The 15,710-nt window shown below is 63.5% G+C and carries 13 protein-coding genes; 9 read left to right on the top strand and 4 right to left on the bottom strand.

Translation table 11 applies throughout. The annotated features are described in order from the left end of the window. Positions 1-429 precede the first annotated feature (429 nt). The 6 genes from fadB to CAG44_RS22600 all read left to right on the top strand — a co-directional run bounded on the left by fadB (position 430) and on the right by CAG44_RS22600 (position 7,810). The gene (fadB, locus tag CAG44_RS22625) at positions 430-2,577 is read left to right on the top strand and encodes a fatty acid oxidation complex subunit alpha FadB (RefSeq protein ID WP_025338323.1); all 2,148 of its coding nucleotides are present in this window, start codon (positions 430-432) and stop codon (positions 2,575-2,577) included. Between the two features lie 31 nt (positions 2,578-2,608). Beyond that, entirely contained in the window at positions 2,609-3,784 is a 1,176-nt protein-coding gene (gene fadA, locus CAG44_RS22620) for an acetyl-CoA C-acyltransferase FadA (protein ID WP_085589433.1), read from the top strand. A gap of 77 nt (positions 3,785-3,861) precedes the next feature. Then, positions 3,862-4,113, top strand: a complete 252-nt coding sequence (locus CAG44_RS22615) for a DUF1653 domain-containing protein (protein WP_085693034.1) — start codon at positions 3,862-3,864, stop codon at positions 4,111-4,113. 100 nt (positions 4,114-4,213) lie between these two features. After that, a complete protein-coding gene (gene topA, locus CAG44_RS22610; RefSeq protein ID WP_085693033.1) occupies positions 4,214-6,823 on the top strand; it encodes a type I DNA topoisomerase in 2,610 nt (869 codons plus the stop codon). A 187-nt stretch (positions 6,824-7,010) separates the two neighbouring features. After that, complete coding sequence (locus CAG44_RS22605; protein WP_085693032.1) at positions 7,011-7,526, top strand: DUF6586 family protein; 516 nt, start codon at positions 7,011-7,013, stop codon at positions 7,524-7,526. A gap of 50 nt (positions 7,527-7,576) precedes the next feature. Continuing rightward, entirely contained in the window at positions 7,577-7,810 is a 234-nt protein-coding gene (locus CAG44_RS22600; RefSeq protein WP_004376430.1) for a hypothetical protein, read from the top strand. Positions 7,811-7,859: 49 nt separating this feature from the next. On the opposite strand, the gene sulA is transcribed toward CAG44_RS22600, so the two are convergent. Together sulA and lexA are read right to left on the bottom strand one after the other, a co-directional pair. Next, entirely contained in the window at positions 7,860-8,336 is a 477-nt protein-coding gene (gene sulA, locus CAG44_RS22595) for an SOS-induced cell division inhibitor SulA (protein ID WP_085589440.1), read from the bottom strand. A 13-nt stretch (positions 8,337-8,349) separates the two neighbouring features. Next, positions 8,350-8,958, bottom strand: coding sequence for a transcriptional repressor LexA (lexA, locus tag CAG44_RS22590; protein WP_004376420.1), 609 nt, complete (start codon positions 8,956-8,958; stop codon positions 8,350-8,352). A 215-nt stretch (positions 8,959-9,173) separates the two neighbouring features. On the opposite strand from lexA, the gene CAG44_RS22585 reads away from it, so the two are divergent. Genes CAG44_RS22585 through nagZ form a run of 3 tightly spaced genes read left to right on the top strand, consistent with a single transcriptional unit; the run spans position 9,174 to position 11,473 of the window. Further along, positions 9,174-9,887, top strand: coding sequence for a TetR/AcrR family transcriptional regulator (locus CAG44_RS22585; protein ID WP_025338327.1), 714 nt, complete (start codon positions 9,174-9,176; stop codon positions 9,885-9,887). Positions 9,888-9,927: 40 nt separating this feature from the next. Continuing rightward, positions 9,928-10,452, top strand: a complete 525-nt coding sequence (locus CAG44_RS22580) for a L,D-transpeptidase (RefSeq protein ID WP_085693031.1) — start codon at positions 9,928-9,930, stop codon at positions 10,450-10,452. Between the two features lie 22 nt (positions 10,453-10,474). Beyond that, positions 10,475-11,473, top strand: a complete 999-nt coding sequence (gene nagZ, locus CAG44_RS22575) for a beta-N-acetylhexosaminidase (protein WP_176240913.1) — start codon at positions 10,475-10,477, stop codon at positions 11,471-11,473. A gap of 336 nt (positions 11,474-11,809) precedes the next feature. On the opposite strand, the gene CAG44_RS22570 is transcribed toward nagZ, so the two are convergent. Together CAG44_RS22570 and CAG44_RS22565 are read right to left on the bottom strand one after the other, a co-directional pair. Next, positions 11,810-15,136 carry a DEAD/DEAH box helicase gene (locus CAG44_RS22570; protein ID WP_085693030.1) on the bottom strand — a complete coding sequence of 1,109 codons (3,327 nt, stop codon included), beginning with the start codon at positions 15,134-15,136 and terminating at the stop codon, positions 11,810-11,812. A gap of 1 nt (position 15,137) precedes the next feature. Continuing rightward, positions 15,138-15,710 carry a CsiV family protein gene (locus CAG44_RS22565; protein WP_085589446.1) on the bottom strand — a complete coding sequence of 191 codons (573 nt, stop codon included), beginning with the start codon at positions 15,708-15,710 and terminating at the stop codon, positions 15,138-15,140.

Genomic DNA, 15,710 nt, shown 5'->3' with positions numbered 1-15,710 from the left:
CGCCGCTTTGCGTTCTGCTGCGCAGAAAAGGCCAGGCAGGCCGGGTATGCATTCAAGCAAGTGCCAGTGTAGCCGTTCGAGGTCGCCGCGCAAGGCAAAAGCTGCAGCATTCTCCTGCGGCTCATGGTCAATCGCCGACATGAATGGTCAGCAATCACTGTCATCATGTTTTGTACCAAGACGCTACAAAATGACTGGAAAGTCGTGTTTTCACCTTGCTCGCGAGCATTTGACAACGCCGATCTTTTCGGAGAATGTGTGCACACCCAAATCAAACGGGCGTATGAATTGAGCGTTTGTATGTCATGACGCCAAGCCATACTTCCGACTAGCGCGCTGACGGGTGTGCCTGGGGCAGGGCAGCTAGGCCTGCTTTTGCTGCAGCGATCGGCGTGTACTGTTCAGCTTCCATATCGTGGAGATCAGTTGATGATTTACGAAGGTAAAGCCATCACGGTTAAGGCTCTTGAAAGTGGCATCGTCGAGCTCAAGTTCGACCTCAAGGGTGAGTCCGTCAACAAGTTCAACCGCCTGACCCTGAACGAACTGCGCCAGGCCGTCGATGCCATCCAGGCCGACGCCTCGGTCAAGGGCGTGATCGTCAGCAGTGGCAAGGACGTGTTCATCGTCGGCGCCGACATCACCGAGTTCGTCGACAACTTCAAGCTGCCCGAGGCCGAACTGGTCGCCGGCAACCTGGAAGCCAACCGCATCTTCAACGCCTTCGAAGACCTCGAAGTGCCGACCGTCGCCGCCATCAACGGTATCGCCCTGGGCGGCGGCCTGGAAATGTGCCTGGCCGCCGACTACCGGGTCATGTCCACCAGCGCCAAGATCGGCCTGCCGGAAGTCAAGCTGGGTATCTACCCGGGCTTCGGCGGCACCGTGCGCCTGCCGCGCCTGATCGGTTCGGACAACGCCATCGAGTGGATCGCCGCCGGCAAGGAAAACCGTGCCGAAGACGCCCTGAAAGTGGGTGCCGTCGACGCCGTGGTCGCGCCTGAACTGCTGATGGCCGGTGCCCTTGATCTGGTCAAGCGCGCCATCAGTGGCGAGCTGGACTACAAGGCCAAGCGCCAGCCCAAGCTGGAAAAGCTCAAGCTCAACGCCATCGAACAGATGATGGCCTTCGAGACTGCCAAGGGCTTCGTCGCCGGCCAGGCCGGCCCGAACTACCCAGCCCCGGTCGAAGCCATCAAGACCATCCAGAAGGCTGCCAACTTCGGCCGTGACAAGGCCCTGGAAGTCGAAGCCGCAGGCTTCGCCAAGCTGGCCAAGACCTCGGTTGCCGAGAGCCTGATCGGCCTGTTCCTCAACGACCAGGAACTCAAGCGCAAGGCCAAGGCGCATGACGAAATCGCCCACGACGTGAAGCAGGCCGCCGTGCTCGGCGCTGGCATCATGGGTGGCGGCATCGCCTACCAGTCGGCGGTCAAGGGCACCCCGATCCTGATGAAGGATATCCGCGAGGAAGCCATCCAGCTGGGCCTGAACGAGGCCTCCAAGCTGCTCGGCAACCGCGTCGAGAAGGGCCGCCTGACCCCGGCCAAGATGGCCGAGGCACTCAACGCCATTCGCCCGACCCTGTCCTATGGCGATTTCGCCAATGTCGACATCGTCGTCGAGGCCGTGGTCGAGAACCCGAAAGTCAAGCAGGCCGTGCTGGCTGAAGTGGAAACCCAGGTGAAGGACGATGCGATCCTCGCTTCCAACACCTCGACCATTTCCATCAACCTGCTGGCCAAGGCGCTCAAGCGCCCGGAAAACTTCGTCGGCATGCACTTCTTCAACCCGGTGCACATGATGCCGCTGGTGGAAGTCATCCGTGGCGAGAAATCCAGTGAAGTGGCGGTCGCCACCACCGTGGCCTACGCCAAGAAAATGGGCAAGAACCCGATCGTGGTCAACGACTGCCCGGGCTTCCTGGTCAACCGCGTGCTGTTCCCGTACTTCGGCGGCTTCGCCAAGCTGGTAAGCGCCGGTGTCGACTTCGTGCGTATCGACAAGGTCATGGAAAAGTTCGGCTGGCCGATGGGCCCGGCGTACCTGATGGACGTGGTCGGCATCGACACCGGCCACCACGGCCGCGACGTGATGGCCGAAGGCTTCCCGGACCGCATGAAGGACGAGCGCCGCTCGGCCGTTGACGCACTGTACGAGGCCAACCGCCTGGGCCAGAAGAACGGCAAGGGCTTCTACGCCTACGAAACCGACAAGCGTGGCAAGCCGAAGAAGGTCGCCGACGCCAGCGTGCTCGACGTGCTCAAGCCGATCGTCTTCGAGCAGCGTGAAGTCACCGACGAAGACATCATCAACTGGATGATGATCCCGCTGTGCCTGGAGACCGTGCGCTGCCTGGAAGACGGCATCGTCGAAACCGCCGCCGAAGCCGACATGGGCCTGGTCTACGGCATTGGCTTCCCTCCCTTCCGCGGTGGTGCGCTGCGCTACATCGACTCGATCGGTGTGGCCGAATTCGTTGCCCTGGCCGATCAGTACGCCGACCTGGGGCCGCTGTACCACCCGACCGCCAAGCTGCGTGAAATGGCCAAGAACGGCCAGCGCTTCTTCAACTGAGCGGTCAACGAGCTAGAGCGAGAGATTTGATATGAGCCTGAATCCAAGAGACGTGGTGATTGTCGACTTCGGTCGCACGCCGATGGGCCGCTCCAAGGGTGGCATGCACCGCAATACCCGCGCCGAAGACATGTCGGCGCACCTGATCAGCAAGCTGCTGGAACGCAACGACAAGGTCGACCCGAAAGAAGTCGAGGACGTGATCTGGGGCTGCGTCAACCAGACCCTCGAGCAGGGCTGGAACATCGCCCGCATGGCCTCGCTGATGACCCCGATCCCGCACACCTCCGCGGCGCAGACCGTCAGCCGCCTGTGCGGCTCGTCGATGAGCGCGCTGCACACCGCCGCCCAGGCGATCATGACCGGCAACGGTGATGTATTCGTGGTCGGTGGCGTGGAGCACATGGGCCACGTCAGCATGATGCATGGCGTCGACCCCAACCCGCACCTGTCCTTGCATGCCGCCAAGGCTTCCGGGATGATGGGCCTGACCGCGGAAATGCTCGGCAAGATGCACGGCATCACCCGTGAGCAGCAGGACCTGTTCGGCCTGCGTTCGCACCAGCTGGCGCACAAGGCCACGGTCGAAGGCAAGTTCAAGGACGAAATCATCCCGATGCAGGGCTATGACGAGAACGGCTTCCTGAAGGTGTTCGATTTCGACGAAACCATTCGCCCGGAAACCACCCTCGAAGGCCTGGCGTCGCTGAAGCCGGCGTTCAACCCGAAAGGCGGTACCGTCACTGCCGGTACCTCGTCGCAGATCACCGACGGTGCGTCGTGCATGATCGTCATGTCCGGCCAGCGCGCCATGGACCTGGGTATCCAGCCATTGGCGGTCATCCGCTCCATGGCGGTGGCTGGCGTCGACCCGGCGATCATGGGCTATGGCCCGGTGCCGTCGACCCAGAAAGCCCTCAAGCGTGCTGGCCTGACCATGGCCGACATCGACTTCATCGAGCTCAACGAAGCCTTCGCTGCACAGGCCCTGCCAGTGCTGAAAGACTTGAAAGTACTCGACAAGATGGATGAGAAGGTTAACCTGCACGGCGGCGCCATTGCCTTGGGCCACCCGTTCGGTTGCTCCGGGGCACGGATTTCCGGCACCCTGCTCAATGTCATGAAGCAGAATGGCGGTACCCTGGGGGTGGCGACCATGTGCGTCGGCCTCGGCCAAGGTATCACCACTGTCTTCGAACGCGTCTGATCGCGTAGCGGGACAGCGACCGGGGCCTTGTGCCCCGGTTTTGTTTTTTACAGGTTTTATTCAAGAGGGTGGGCAACATGCAGATACAACCAGGCGTATACCGGCATTACAAAGGGCCTGAGTACCGTGTCTTCAGTGTTGCGCGGCACTCCGAGAGCGAAGAGTGGATGGTGTTCTACCAATGCCTGTATGGTGATTACAGCTTCTGGGTACGGCCACTTTCGATGTTCCAGGAGTCCGTCGAGGTTGACGGCGAGCAGGTGCCACGCTTTGCTTTGGTCAAGGCCGAAGATGGGCTGCCCGGGTTGCTGGGCAAGTCGCACGAGTGATAGTCCGAACTTGACCTCACACTTTTGCCACTATATATAGCGGTGCCGCGTCTGGCACCTGACGCGTTTTTCATCTTCAGATTCAGGAATACTCCGATCCATGGGCAAATCGCTGGTCATTGTGGAATCCCCGGCCAAGGCCAAGACCATCAACAAGTACCTGGGCAACCAGTACGTGGTGAAGTCGAGTATCGGCCATATCCGAGACCTCCCCACCAGCGGTTCGGCCAGCGCCAGCAAAGAGCCAGCCGCCAAGCGTGGCAAGGCCGCGGGTGAGGCTCCGGCCCTGTCGCCGAAGGAAAAGGCCCGCCGCCAGCTGGTGGCACGCATGGGCGTCGACCCCGATCAGGGCTGGAAGGCCAAGTACGAGATCCTGCCTGGCAAGGAAAAGGTGATCGAAGAGCTGCGCCGCCTGGCGAAGGACGCCGACACCATCTATCTCGCAACCGACTTGGACCGCGAAGGGGAAGCCATTGCCTGGCACCTGCGCGAGGCCATCGGCGGCGACGACACCCGCTACAAGCGCGTGGTGTTCAACGAAATCACCAAGAAGGCCATCCAGGAAGCCTTCTCGCAGCCGGGCGAGCTGGATATCGACCGGGTCAACGCGCAGCAGGCGCGGCGTTTCCTCGACCGCGTGGTTGGCTACATGGTTTCGCCGCTGCTGTGGGCCAAGATCGCCCGTGGCCTGTCCGCCGGCCGTGTACAGTCGGTGGCGGTGAAGCTGGTGGTGGAGCGCGAGCGCGAAATCCGCGCGTTCATCCCGGAAGAGTACTGGGAAATCCACGCCGACCTTGGCACCGCCAAGAACGCCAAGGTGCGTTTCGAAGTGGCACGCGAGAAGGGTGAGGCCTTCAAGCCGCTGAACGAAGCCCAGGCCATGGCGGCGCTGGAGAAGCTCAAGGCTTCCAGCTACAGCGTGGTCAAGCGCGAAGACCGCCCGACCAGCAGCAAGCCGTCGGCACCGTTCATTACCTCCACCTTGCAGCAGGCCGCCAGCAACCGCCTGGGCTTCGGTGTGAAGAAAACCATGATGATGGCCCAGCGCTTGTACGAAGCCGGCTACATCACCTACATGCGTACCGACTCCACCAACCTGTCGGCCGACGCCCTGGACATGGCGCGCAGCTACATCGAGCGTGAGTTCGGCAAGCAGTACCTGCCCGAGGCACCGCTGGTGTACGGCAGTAAGGAAGGCGCCCAGGAGGCGCACGAAGCGATTCGTCCTTCCGACGTGAATACCCACCCGAGCAAGCTCAGTGGCATGGAGCGCGACGCCGAGCGCCTGTACGAGCTGATCTGGCGCCAGTTCCTGGCCTGCCAGATGCCGCCAGCGCAGTACCTGTCCACCAGCGTCACCGTGGCCGCGGGCGACTTCGAGCTGCGTGCCAAGGGCCGTATCCTCAAGTTTGACGGTTACACCCGTGTGCTGCCGCAGCAGAGCAAGCCTGGCGAAGACGACGTGTTGCCGGAAATGGTCCAGGGCGAAGCGCTGAAGCTGATCCAGATCGATCCGAGCCAGCACTTCACCAAGCCACCGGCGCGCTTCACCGAAGCCAGCCTGGTCAAGGAAATGGAAAAGCGCGGCATCGGCCGCCCGTCGACCTATGCGGCGATCATCTCGACCATTCAGGACCGTGGCTATGTGACCCTGCACAACCGCCGCTTCTATTCCGAGAAGATGGGCGACATCGTCACCGAGCGCCTGTCCGAGAGCTTCTCCAACCTGATGGATTACGGTTTTACCGCCGACATGGAAGAGAACCTCGACGACGTGGCCCAGGGCGAGCGTGACTGGAAGAACGTGCTCGACGAGTTCTACGGCGACTTCAGCAAGAAACTGCAGACCGCCGAGTCCAGCGAAGACGGCATGCGCGCCAACCAACCGACCATGACCAACATTCCGTGCAAGGAATGTGGCCGGCCGATGATGATCCGCACTGCCTCCACCGGCGTGTTCCTCGGTTGCTCGGGCTACAGCCTGCCGCCGAAAGAGCGTTGCAAGGCCACCGTCAACCTGGTGCCGGGCGACGAGATTGCCGCCGACGACGAGGGCGAATCGGAATCCCGCGTGTTGCTGGGCAAGCACCGTTGCCCGATCTGCGCCACGGCGATGGATGCCTACCTGCTGGACGAGAAGCACAAGCTGCACATCTGCGGTAACAACCCGGATTGCGCCGGCTACGAGATCGAGGAAGGCAACTACCGCATCAAGGGTTACGAAGGGCCGAGCCTGGAGTGCGACAAGTGCGGCAGCGAGATGCAGTTGAAGACTGGCCGCTTCGGCAAGTTCTTCGGTTGCACCAACCCGGCGTGCAAGAACACCCGCAAGCTGCTCAAGAGCGGCGAGGCGGCGCCACCGAAGATGGACAAGGTGGACATGCCAGAACTCAAGTGCGAGAAGGTCGACGATACCTACGTGCTGCGTGATGGCGCTTCGGGGCTGTTCCTCGCTGCCAGCCAGTTCCCCAAGAACCGCGAAACCCGCGCGCCGCTGGTGCTGGAGATCGTGCCGCACAAGCATGAGATCGATCCGAAGTACCACTTCCTGTGCGATGCGCCGCAGAAAGACCCGGAAGGCCGCCCGGCGGTGATTCGCTACAGCCGCAAGACCAAGGAGCAGTACGTGCAGTCCGAGGTTGATGGCAAGCCGACCGGCTGGAAGGCGTTCTACGACGGCAATGCGTGGAAGGTTGAAGACAAGCGCTGATCCGTCAGTGCTGTAATTGGGGCCGCTTCGCGCCCCTTAGCGGGCTTGCCCGCTCCTACAGGTACAGCGCAGGCCTTGGGCTTGATGGAGTTCCTGTGGGAGCGGGCAAGCCCGCGAAGGGGCGCAAAGCGGCCCCAATCATTTATGATGCAGCTATCCGCCTTGCAGCCTTAGGGAGGGCACTGAAATGGCCCAGGAACTCTACACCCGCACCAATCAGAAACTGTTCTTTGCCGGCCTCGCCCTGGAGTCCATGGCCAAGGCCGAACAAAGCCAGGCCATGAATTCCCAGGGCCTGGTCCAGGCCGAGCGCGAGTCGGCGCTGTTCCATCTCTACGGCGCACTGCTGGGCCTGTGTCATGAAATTGGTGGCTTCTACCGCCTGCCAGTTGTTGCAACGGTCGAGCAGGCACTGGCCGACGATGCGCTGAACGGCATCGCCATCCCGGAAGTGGCCGAACTGCTGGAACTGGCCCGCCAGCGCGAAACCTGGCTGGCGCAAATGCTCAGTGCTTATGCCGATTTGTTCCGACCACCGGTCGCGAAAAAAGCGCCAAAAACCGACGTCACCCAGCCATTGATCCAGGCGGTCAATCTCGATGAGCCCGAGCATCCGGCGCTGTCGCGTGCCGAACTGGAAAGCTGGCGCAGCAACCTCAAGGGCCTGGTGAGACGTTTCCGCGACGCGTTGAGTGAGTGCTGATAGCTGCTACGGCTGGTACAATACGGGCCTTTCGCGGAGAACTGCCATTTATGTCTACGTCGTTTCTGGAAATTGTCGAGTTGCCTGATGGCCGCATCGAACTGCGTCGCGCCGAGGATGAGGGCTCTCTGGTAACCCTGGATTTCTCGGAAGACGCCAAGGCGTTCCTGCAGGGTCAGCATGTGGAAGTGGCCAAGGCCATGCTCAGCGTGGGCGTGCAGATGGCCGGTCGCCTGATGGATGGCGAGCTTGAACGTGATGAAGGGCCGCGTGTGCTGCACTGAGGTGCAGCAGGGCATCAGGTTTCATGCAATGACAGGCAAAGCCTGAACATCAGCCGAGGCGGATGTTCAGGCTTTGTGCGTTTCCGGCACCGGCAGCGCGCAGCAATTGCTGGCGTGCAGTGGCGTTGACGTTGCCCAGCCAGCTGACCACGGTGTGGCTGCGGCCCAGGCGCAAGGCTTCGCAGGCCAGTTGAAGCGGGCTCTGATTGCCGCGAGGTTGCAGCAGCAGGATGCGTTCACGGTTGAGCCCGGCATCGCGCAGCCAGGCCTGGGTCAGGCTTGACGGCGGGGCGATCAGGGTCAGCCAGCGGGTCTCGTCCTCTTCGCTCAGTTCGCGCAGTACGGGTGCCAGCAGGCTTTGGCAGTGCCCGGGGGCTCCGCGCAGCGACAGTTCGCTGAACAGCTCGGGCTGGCTGCTCTTGCGCGCCACTTCGCTGGTTTTCAGGCCAGGCAGTACGGGCTGGGCGAGGAATGCTTCGAACAATGGCAACTGGACTTGCTCGGGTGCGTGAATGAACTGCTGCATGACGCCTCCTGGATCAGCGGCGAATGACGCCGACGCTCAAGCCCTCGATCACCAGCTCCTGTTCTTTCAGGTCGACTTCGATGGGGGCGAATTCGGGGTTTTCGGCAAGCAGCCAGACCTTGCTGCCCTCGCGCTTGAAGCGCTTGACGGTGACTTCGTCGCCGATGCGGGCCACGACGATCTGGCCGTTGCGGGCTTCGCGGCAGGTGTGTACCGCCAGCAGGTCGCCATCGAAGATGCCGACATCCTTCATGCTCATGCCGTGTACGCGCAGCAAATAGTCGGCCTGGGGGTGGAAGAAGTCGGGGTTGATGTTGCAGGATTGCTCGATGTGCTGTTCGGCAAGGATCGGCGCACCGGCGGCAACCCGGCCGATGATTGGCAGGCCGCTTTCTTCGGCCTTGGCTTCCAGACCAGGGATGCGAATACCACGGGAGGCGCCCGGGGTCATCTCGATCGCGCCTTTGCGGGCAAGGGCCTTGAGGTGCTCCTCGGCGGCGTTGGGCGACTTGAAGCCCAGCTCCTGAGCGATCTCGGCGCGCGTCGGCGGGAAGCCGTTGTCTTCCAGGCAACGCTTGATGAACGCGAGAATTTCGGCTTGGCGTGGCGTCAGTTTCAACATGGTGAGCGCTCTGTCTTTTTGTACAGTGACTGGGATTATATACAGTGCTGGATGCGCTGCAAGCCAAAACCTGCAATAAACAGCAGCAATGGCGCTTGCAGCCGCCCGTCTGGCGCTTTTAAATGGCGACCGGCCGGTCACCGAGCCTTGACAGAAGCAGGGCTGAAACGTATGTTTCAAACACCTGTTTGTCTGGCGGAGTAGTCGGAGTAGTCATGGCCCAATCGGAAACCGTTGAACGCATTCTCGATGCTGCCGAGCAGCTGTTCGCGGAAAGGGGGTTCGCAGAAACCTCGTTGCGGCTGATTACCAGCAAGGCCGGGGTCAACCTGGCGGCGGTCAACTATCACTTCGGCTCCAAGAAGGCCCTGATCCAGGCAGTGTTCTCGCGTTTCCTCGGGCCGTTCTGCGCCAGCCTCGAACGTGAGCTGGAGCGGCGCCAGGCCAAGCCAGAGCACAAGCCGAGCCTCGAAGAGCTGCTGGAAATGCTGGTCGAGCAGGCTTTGGCCGTGCAGCCGCGCAGCAACAACGACCTGTCGATCTTCATGCGCCTGCTGGGCCTGGCCTTCAGCCAGAGCCAGGGCCACCTGCGGCGTTACCTGGAAGACATGTATGGCAAGGTGTTCCGCCGCTACATGCTGCTGGTCAACGAGGCTGCACCGCGCATCCCGCCGCTGGAGCTGTTCTGGCGCGTGCACTTCATGCTTGGCGCCGCCGCCTTCAGCATGTCCGGCATCAAGGCCCTGCGGGCGATTGCCGAGACCGATTTCGGCATCAACACCTCGATCGAGCAGGTAATGCGCCTGATGGTGCCGTTCCTGGCTGCGGGCATGCGTGCCGATAGCGGTGTTACCGACGACGCCATGGCCACCGCGCAGCTGCGCCCGCGCACCAAGACCAGCGCAGGCGCCTCCACCGCCAAGGCCTGAAGGCTGGGCGGGGCAGGGCGCTTCGGCTAAGCTAGCGCCCATGCCCGACCTCGACTTCCTGCACATTTCCCTCGCTGACCAGTGCCTTTATGGCTTTGCCGATGGCCAGCTGCGCCTGCGCGTGCCGGTTTCCACGGCGCGCAACGGCGCCGGCGAGCGCAACGGCTCGGGTTGCACGCCGTGTGGCCTGCACCAGGTGAGAGCGAAGATTGGTGCGGGCTTGCCGCTGAATGCGGTATTGGCCGGGCGGCGCTGGACCGGCGAGGTGTGGTCGCCGGCCTTGCATGCGCAATGCCCCGGCCGGGACTGGATCCTTACCCGCATTCTCTGGCTCAGTGGCTGCGAGCCGGGTGCCAACCGCCTGGGTGCGGTCGACACCTTCCGCCGTTATATCTACTTGCACGGCACCCCGGATACGGAACCCATGGGCGTAGCGCTGTCCCATGGTTGCATACGCCTGCGCAACACCGATTTGCTAAGCCTGTTCGAGCAGGTGCCGGCCCATTGCCCGGTACGCATCGAGCAGGCCGCCTGCCCCCAGTGGGCTTCTCTCAGTCTTCAATGAAGGATTACCCATGACTGTCAGCCTGCAAGGCTCCCTGATGGTGGATATCGCCGGTAAATGGCTGACCGCCGAAGACCGTCACCTGCTGCGCCAGCCTGAAGTGGCCGGCCTGATCATCTTTGCCCGCAACATCGACAGCCCGCGCCAGGTGCGTGAACTGTGCGCGTCGATCCGCGCCATCCGCCCCGACCTGATCCTGGCGGTGGACCAGGAGGGCGGCCGGGTGCAGCGCCTGCGCCAGGGCTTTGTGCGCCTGCCGGCCATGCGGGCGATAGCGGACAATGACAACGCCGAGTACCTGGCCGAGCAGTGCGGTTGGTTGATGGCGACCGAGGTGCTGGCGGTTGGCCTGGACCTCAGCTTTGCCCCGGTACTCGACCTGGACCACCAGCGCAGCGCCGTGGTGGGCAGCCGCGCCTTCGAGGGTGACCCGCTGCGTGCCACGCAACTGGCCGGGGCGTTCATCCGTGGCATGAATGCGGCGGGCATGGCGGCCTGTGGCAAGCACTTCCCGGGGCATGGCTGGGCCGAAGCGGACTCGCATGTGGCCATTCCCACCGATGAGCGCAGCCTCGAACAGCTGCGCCAGGCCGACCTGGTGCCGTTCACCCGCCTGAGCGGGCAATTGGCGGCAGTGATGCCGGCGCATGTCATCTATCCGCAGGTCGACAACCAGCCGGCTGGCTTCTCGCGGCGCTGGTTGCAGGACATCCTGCGTGGCGAGCTGGGCTTTGACGGGGTGATCTTCAGTGATGACCTGTCGATGGCGGGTGCGCATGTGGTCGGGGACGCGGCCAGTCGGATCGAGGCGGCGTTGAGTGCTGGCTGCGACATGGGCCTGGTGTGCAATGACCGGGCGGCGGCGGAGCTGGCGTTGAGTGCGGCGCAGCGGATGAAGGTCAAGCCCTCGCCACGGATTGCGCGGATGCGTGGGCAAGGGTTTGCGCGGACGGATTATCGCCAGCAGCCGCGGTGGCTGGAGGCGTTGGGGGCGTTGCGGGAGGCGCAGCTGGTCGATTGACCGCGCCGGCCCCTTCGCGGGCATGCCCGCTCCCACAGGTGCTGTGCTGGTTTCGAAATTAGTGTTGTACCTGTGCCGGCCTCTTCGCGGGTGAACCCGCTCCCACAGGTGCGGCGCCGGTTTCGAAATTGGTGTTGTAGCTGTGCCGGCCTCTTCGCGGGTGAACCCGCTCCCACAGGTACAGCACCGCCCTTGAGGGCACTGATATCCCTGTGGGAGCGGGTTTACCCGCGAAGGGGCCGGCACAGGCAGCACAACAGCCTGAAAAGCAGCGCTGTACCTGTGGGAGCGGGCGTGCCCGCGAAGAGGCCGGTACAGGCAGTGGGGGATTCTGGGCTACCGCCCGCGCTTTCCCGGCAGCGGCGCAAACAGCGCTTCGATCTCTTCATCCCCCAGCCGCCATTGCCCGGCCTGCCCGCCATCCAGCAGGCTCGCCGCCAGCGCCGCCTTCTCCTGCTGCAACAGCTGGATCTTTTCTTCCACTGTCCCCCGGGTGATCAGCTTGAACACGAACACCGGCTTGTCCTGGCCGATGCGGTAGGCGCGGTCGGTGGCCTGGTTTTCGCTGGCCGGGTTCCACCAGGGGTCGAAGTGGATCACCGTGTCCGCAGCCGTCAGGTTCAAGCCCACGCCACCCGCCTTGAGGCTGATCAGGAACACTTCGCTATCACCCTGCTGGAACTGCTGCACCGGCGTGCGCCGGTCGCGGGTGTCGCCGGTCAGCAGGCTGTAGCGGATCTTGCGCCTCTCCAGCTCCTGCTCGATCAACGCCAGCATCGAGGTGAACTGCGAGAACAACAGTACCCGGCGCCCTTCGCTCAGCAGCTCTTCGAGCATTTCCAGCAGCGCGCCCAGTTTGCCCTTGTCGGCCTGGTTGCCTTTGCTTTCCACCCCTTTGACCAGACGCAGGTCGCAGCATACCTGGCGCAACTTGAGCAGGGCGTCGAGGATGATGATCTGGCTGCGCGCAGCGCCATTGCGGGCGATTTCATCGCGGACTTTCTTGTCCATGGCCACCCGCACGGCCTCGTAGGTGTCGCGCTGGGCATCGCTGAGCTCGACCCAGTGCACCATCTCGGTCTTGGCCGGCAGCTCGGTGGCCACCTGCTCCTTGGTGCGGCGCAGCAGGAACGGGCGGATGCGGCTGGCCAGGTGGGCCATGCGCTCGCTGTCGCCGTGGCGCTCGATCGGTGTGCGGTAGTCCTGGTTGAAGCGCTTCAGGTCACCCAGCCAGCCAGGCATGAGGAAGTGGAAAATCGACCACAGCTCGCCCAGGTTGTTTTCCATTGGCGTGCCGGTCAGGCAGACGCGCTGATTGGCCCGCAGCTCGCAAACCGCGAGGGCGGCCTTGCTGGTGCTGCTCTTGATGTTCTGCGCCTCGTCCAGCACCAGCACGTGCCAGGCCTGGGCGCGCAAGTGCTCGAGGTCGCGCGGCACCAGGGCATAGGTGGTCAGAACCAGGTCGTATTCGTGCAGTTTGGCGAAATGCTTGCTGCGCCCCGGGCCTTGCAGGGCCAGCACGCGCAGCCCGGGGGCGAAGCGCTGGGCTTCGTCCAGCCAGTTGGGCACCAGGCTGGTCGGCATCACCGCCAGGGCCGGTGCGCTCAGGCGCCCGGACTGTTTCTCCAGCAGCAGGTGTGCCAGGGCCTGCAGGGTCTTGCCCAGCCCCATGTCGTCGCCGAGGATGCCGCCGGTGCCCATCTCGCGCAGCGCCTGCAGCCAGTTCAGGCCTTGTTGCTGGTAAGGGCGCAGGCTGGCCTGCAGCCCGGACGGCGGTTCTACCTGCAAATCACGGGCATCGCGCAGGCGACGGCCCAGGTCGCGCACATGCTCGCCACCCTCCCAATGCAGGGGCAGGCCGTCGATGTCGTTCAGGCGTGAGGCATCGGCACGGTCCAGGCGCAGGGACGGGCCTGCGGCGTCTTCGTGCAGGTACAGATCGCCGAGGGTGCCCATCACTGCCTTGATGCGGCCATATGGCAAGGCAACGCGCAGGGCCGGGGCATCGAGGCGGCCACGGTTGAGGTCGATCAGCAGGTGCTCGTCGTCACTGCGCCGGGCCAGTTCGCTGGGGCGCAGCAGTTCCGGGTTGCTGCGCAGCAGTTGCAGCACGATCGGCAGCAGGCTGTGGCGCTGGCCATCGACCACGATGCCCAGCTCCAGGTCGAACCATTCATGGCCGGGCGCTTCGTCGATGGTGGCGTACCAGTCGTCCACCTCCTGCAGGTTGAAGGCGAAGTCGCGATGGATGTCGATTTCCCAGCCGGCCTCGCGCAGGCGCGGCAGGCCTTCGCGGGCAAAGCGCAGCCAGGCTTCGTCGTCGGGCAATTGGTACATTTCGCCGGCGCTGTCGGGTAGCGCCTTGCTCTGTCGGGTGGCCGCCTTGAAGCCGAGGTCGCGCAGGGCCTTGCGCAGCGCCTGCTCGGCCTGGGGCTGGCGACGGATGCGCTGGCTGGTGTCGTCGACCAGGCGGGTCAGCGGCTTGTCGTCGCTGCCGGTGGCGCGCAGGCCGTCGTAGTCGAATGCCAGCGCTGCACGGTGTTGCATCTGCCGTTGCATGCGACCGGTCTTGGGCATGTAGGCGCTGAATTCGAGACTGCCCAGGGTCAGTCTGCCTCTTGGTGCGAGGTCGTCGATTTGCTTGGTGCTCACGGCTGTGGGGGTGGGAACCTGGCGGTTCAAGGCGTTCAATCGATGACTCAAGGGGACGACCAGGTGCTCGGGAACAATAGGCGCGCGCGCGAGCTGGCTGGCAATGAAAGGGTCGAGGTCATGGCGCAGCTTGCCGGTCTGGTGCGAATGCCTGTCGACATAGTGCATGGGCTCGATGGGCAGCACCTGTAGCTGCTGGTGACCATCGTGGTACCAGGCGCCTCGGTAGCTGCCATTGTCCAGCCTGACCCAGCGGAACTCGGCATGCAGCTCCGGCCCGGGGGACAGTGGCGCAGCATCGTCTTCGAACAGAAGGCGACCAGTGGCCAGGGCGTAGCCGTAAAGCTCCGCGCCCTGTTTGCCTTCCAGTTGCACCATGGGTGTCATCGTCTTGCTGCGGGCATCGATCAGGCGCAACAGCCGCGCATCGTCCTCGGTGACGTAACGGGGTGTGTAGTAGATCATCTCGGGCATCGAGGTGATGCGACCGATCTTCAGGCTGCCGTCTGTTTGCCGGGTGCCTTTGATCGGTTCGAGCCGACAGTGCTCATGATCCATGTGGATACGGTAATAGATTGCCGGGCCTTTGCGCGCGGGCTCGTGGGGGGCTGCGGGTTGCGACGGTGACTCGAGTGCCTGGACCCACAAGTTGAGGTCCGGTGGCAGCGACAGCGCGGCTTGCTCCGGCGGGGCCGCGGCGTCAAGGCCATCGTTACCGTCCTGCAGTTGCAGCAGCGCCGCGACGCAGTGCTTGCAGTTGAGCGCGACCGGGCAGGTGCAGCGTCCGAACACGCGCAAGTCACCGTGGTTGACCACCAGCTGGATGTTCTGCTGGTAAGTCTGGCCTGCCGAGCCCTTGCAGGTTGCCTCGACCTTCGGGCCATGCTTCGACAGGATGCGCGTCCGCTCTTGCGCCGCATAATTGCGGCCTCGTGCCAGTGCACCGGCCTCGAAGAAGTCGACCCAGTCCGGATAGGCTCTCAGCAGTTGCTGCGCATCACCGTCGCTCACATCACTGCTCCATCATCTCCGGGTCCATCACCGGCATTTTAGGCGTACCTGGTGGTGTCACCTTCAGCAGCACCGCCAGGTGCCCACCGTCGAGGAAGGTCAGCTGGCTGCCCTTGACGTTGCTGTTGCTCTGCTTGAACTGCTCGCTTTGCAGCACGCTGCCGTTGCCGTCCAGCTGGTTGACCCAGAAGTTGGCCTCGACCGCAATGAAACGGCCCTCGGCGATGCTCAGGTTGCCTTCGATGGGGAAGTGGCCGAACTGCTCGGTGCCTTCGCCCAGGGCGATGCGGCTGGGTTCGCTGCCCACTTGCTGCTGCCAGGCCTTGTGCAGCAGCACGGTGTAGTCGGCGGTAGCTTCCAGGCGGGTGGCTTCATCTTCCAGCGCCAGGCGGCGCTCGGCGTCCTTTTCCAGGCGTGGAGCGCCGGCGCTCCAGTCTTCGGGGGCGAACGGGCTGGTGAAGGCGGGCACGCTGTTCTGCCGCACCAGGATCATTTCTACCTGATACAGGCCTTCGGCGAAGGCGGCTGGGGCGAACAGCGCCAGCAGCAGGGTCAGGCAACGGATGGCACGCAT

The organism is Pseudomonas sp. B13(2017), assembly GCF_002113245.1.
GTDB lineage: Bacteria > Pseudomonadota > Gammaproteobacteria > Pseudomonadales > Pseudomonadaceae > Aquipseudomonas > Aquipseudomonas putida_Z.
Note: the sequence above shows the minus strand (reverse complement) of the source record. Positions and strands in the feature narration are given on the sequence as shown.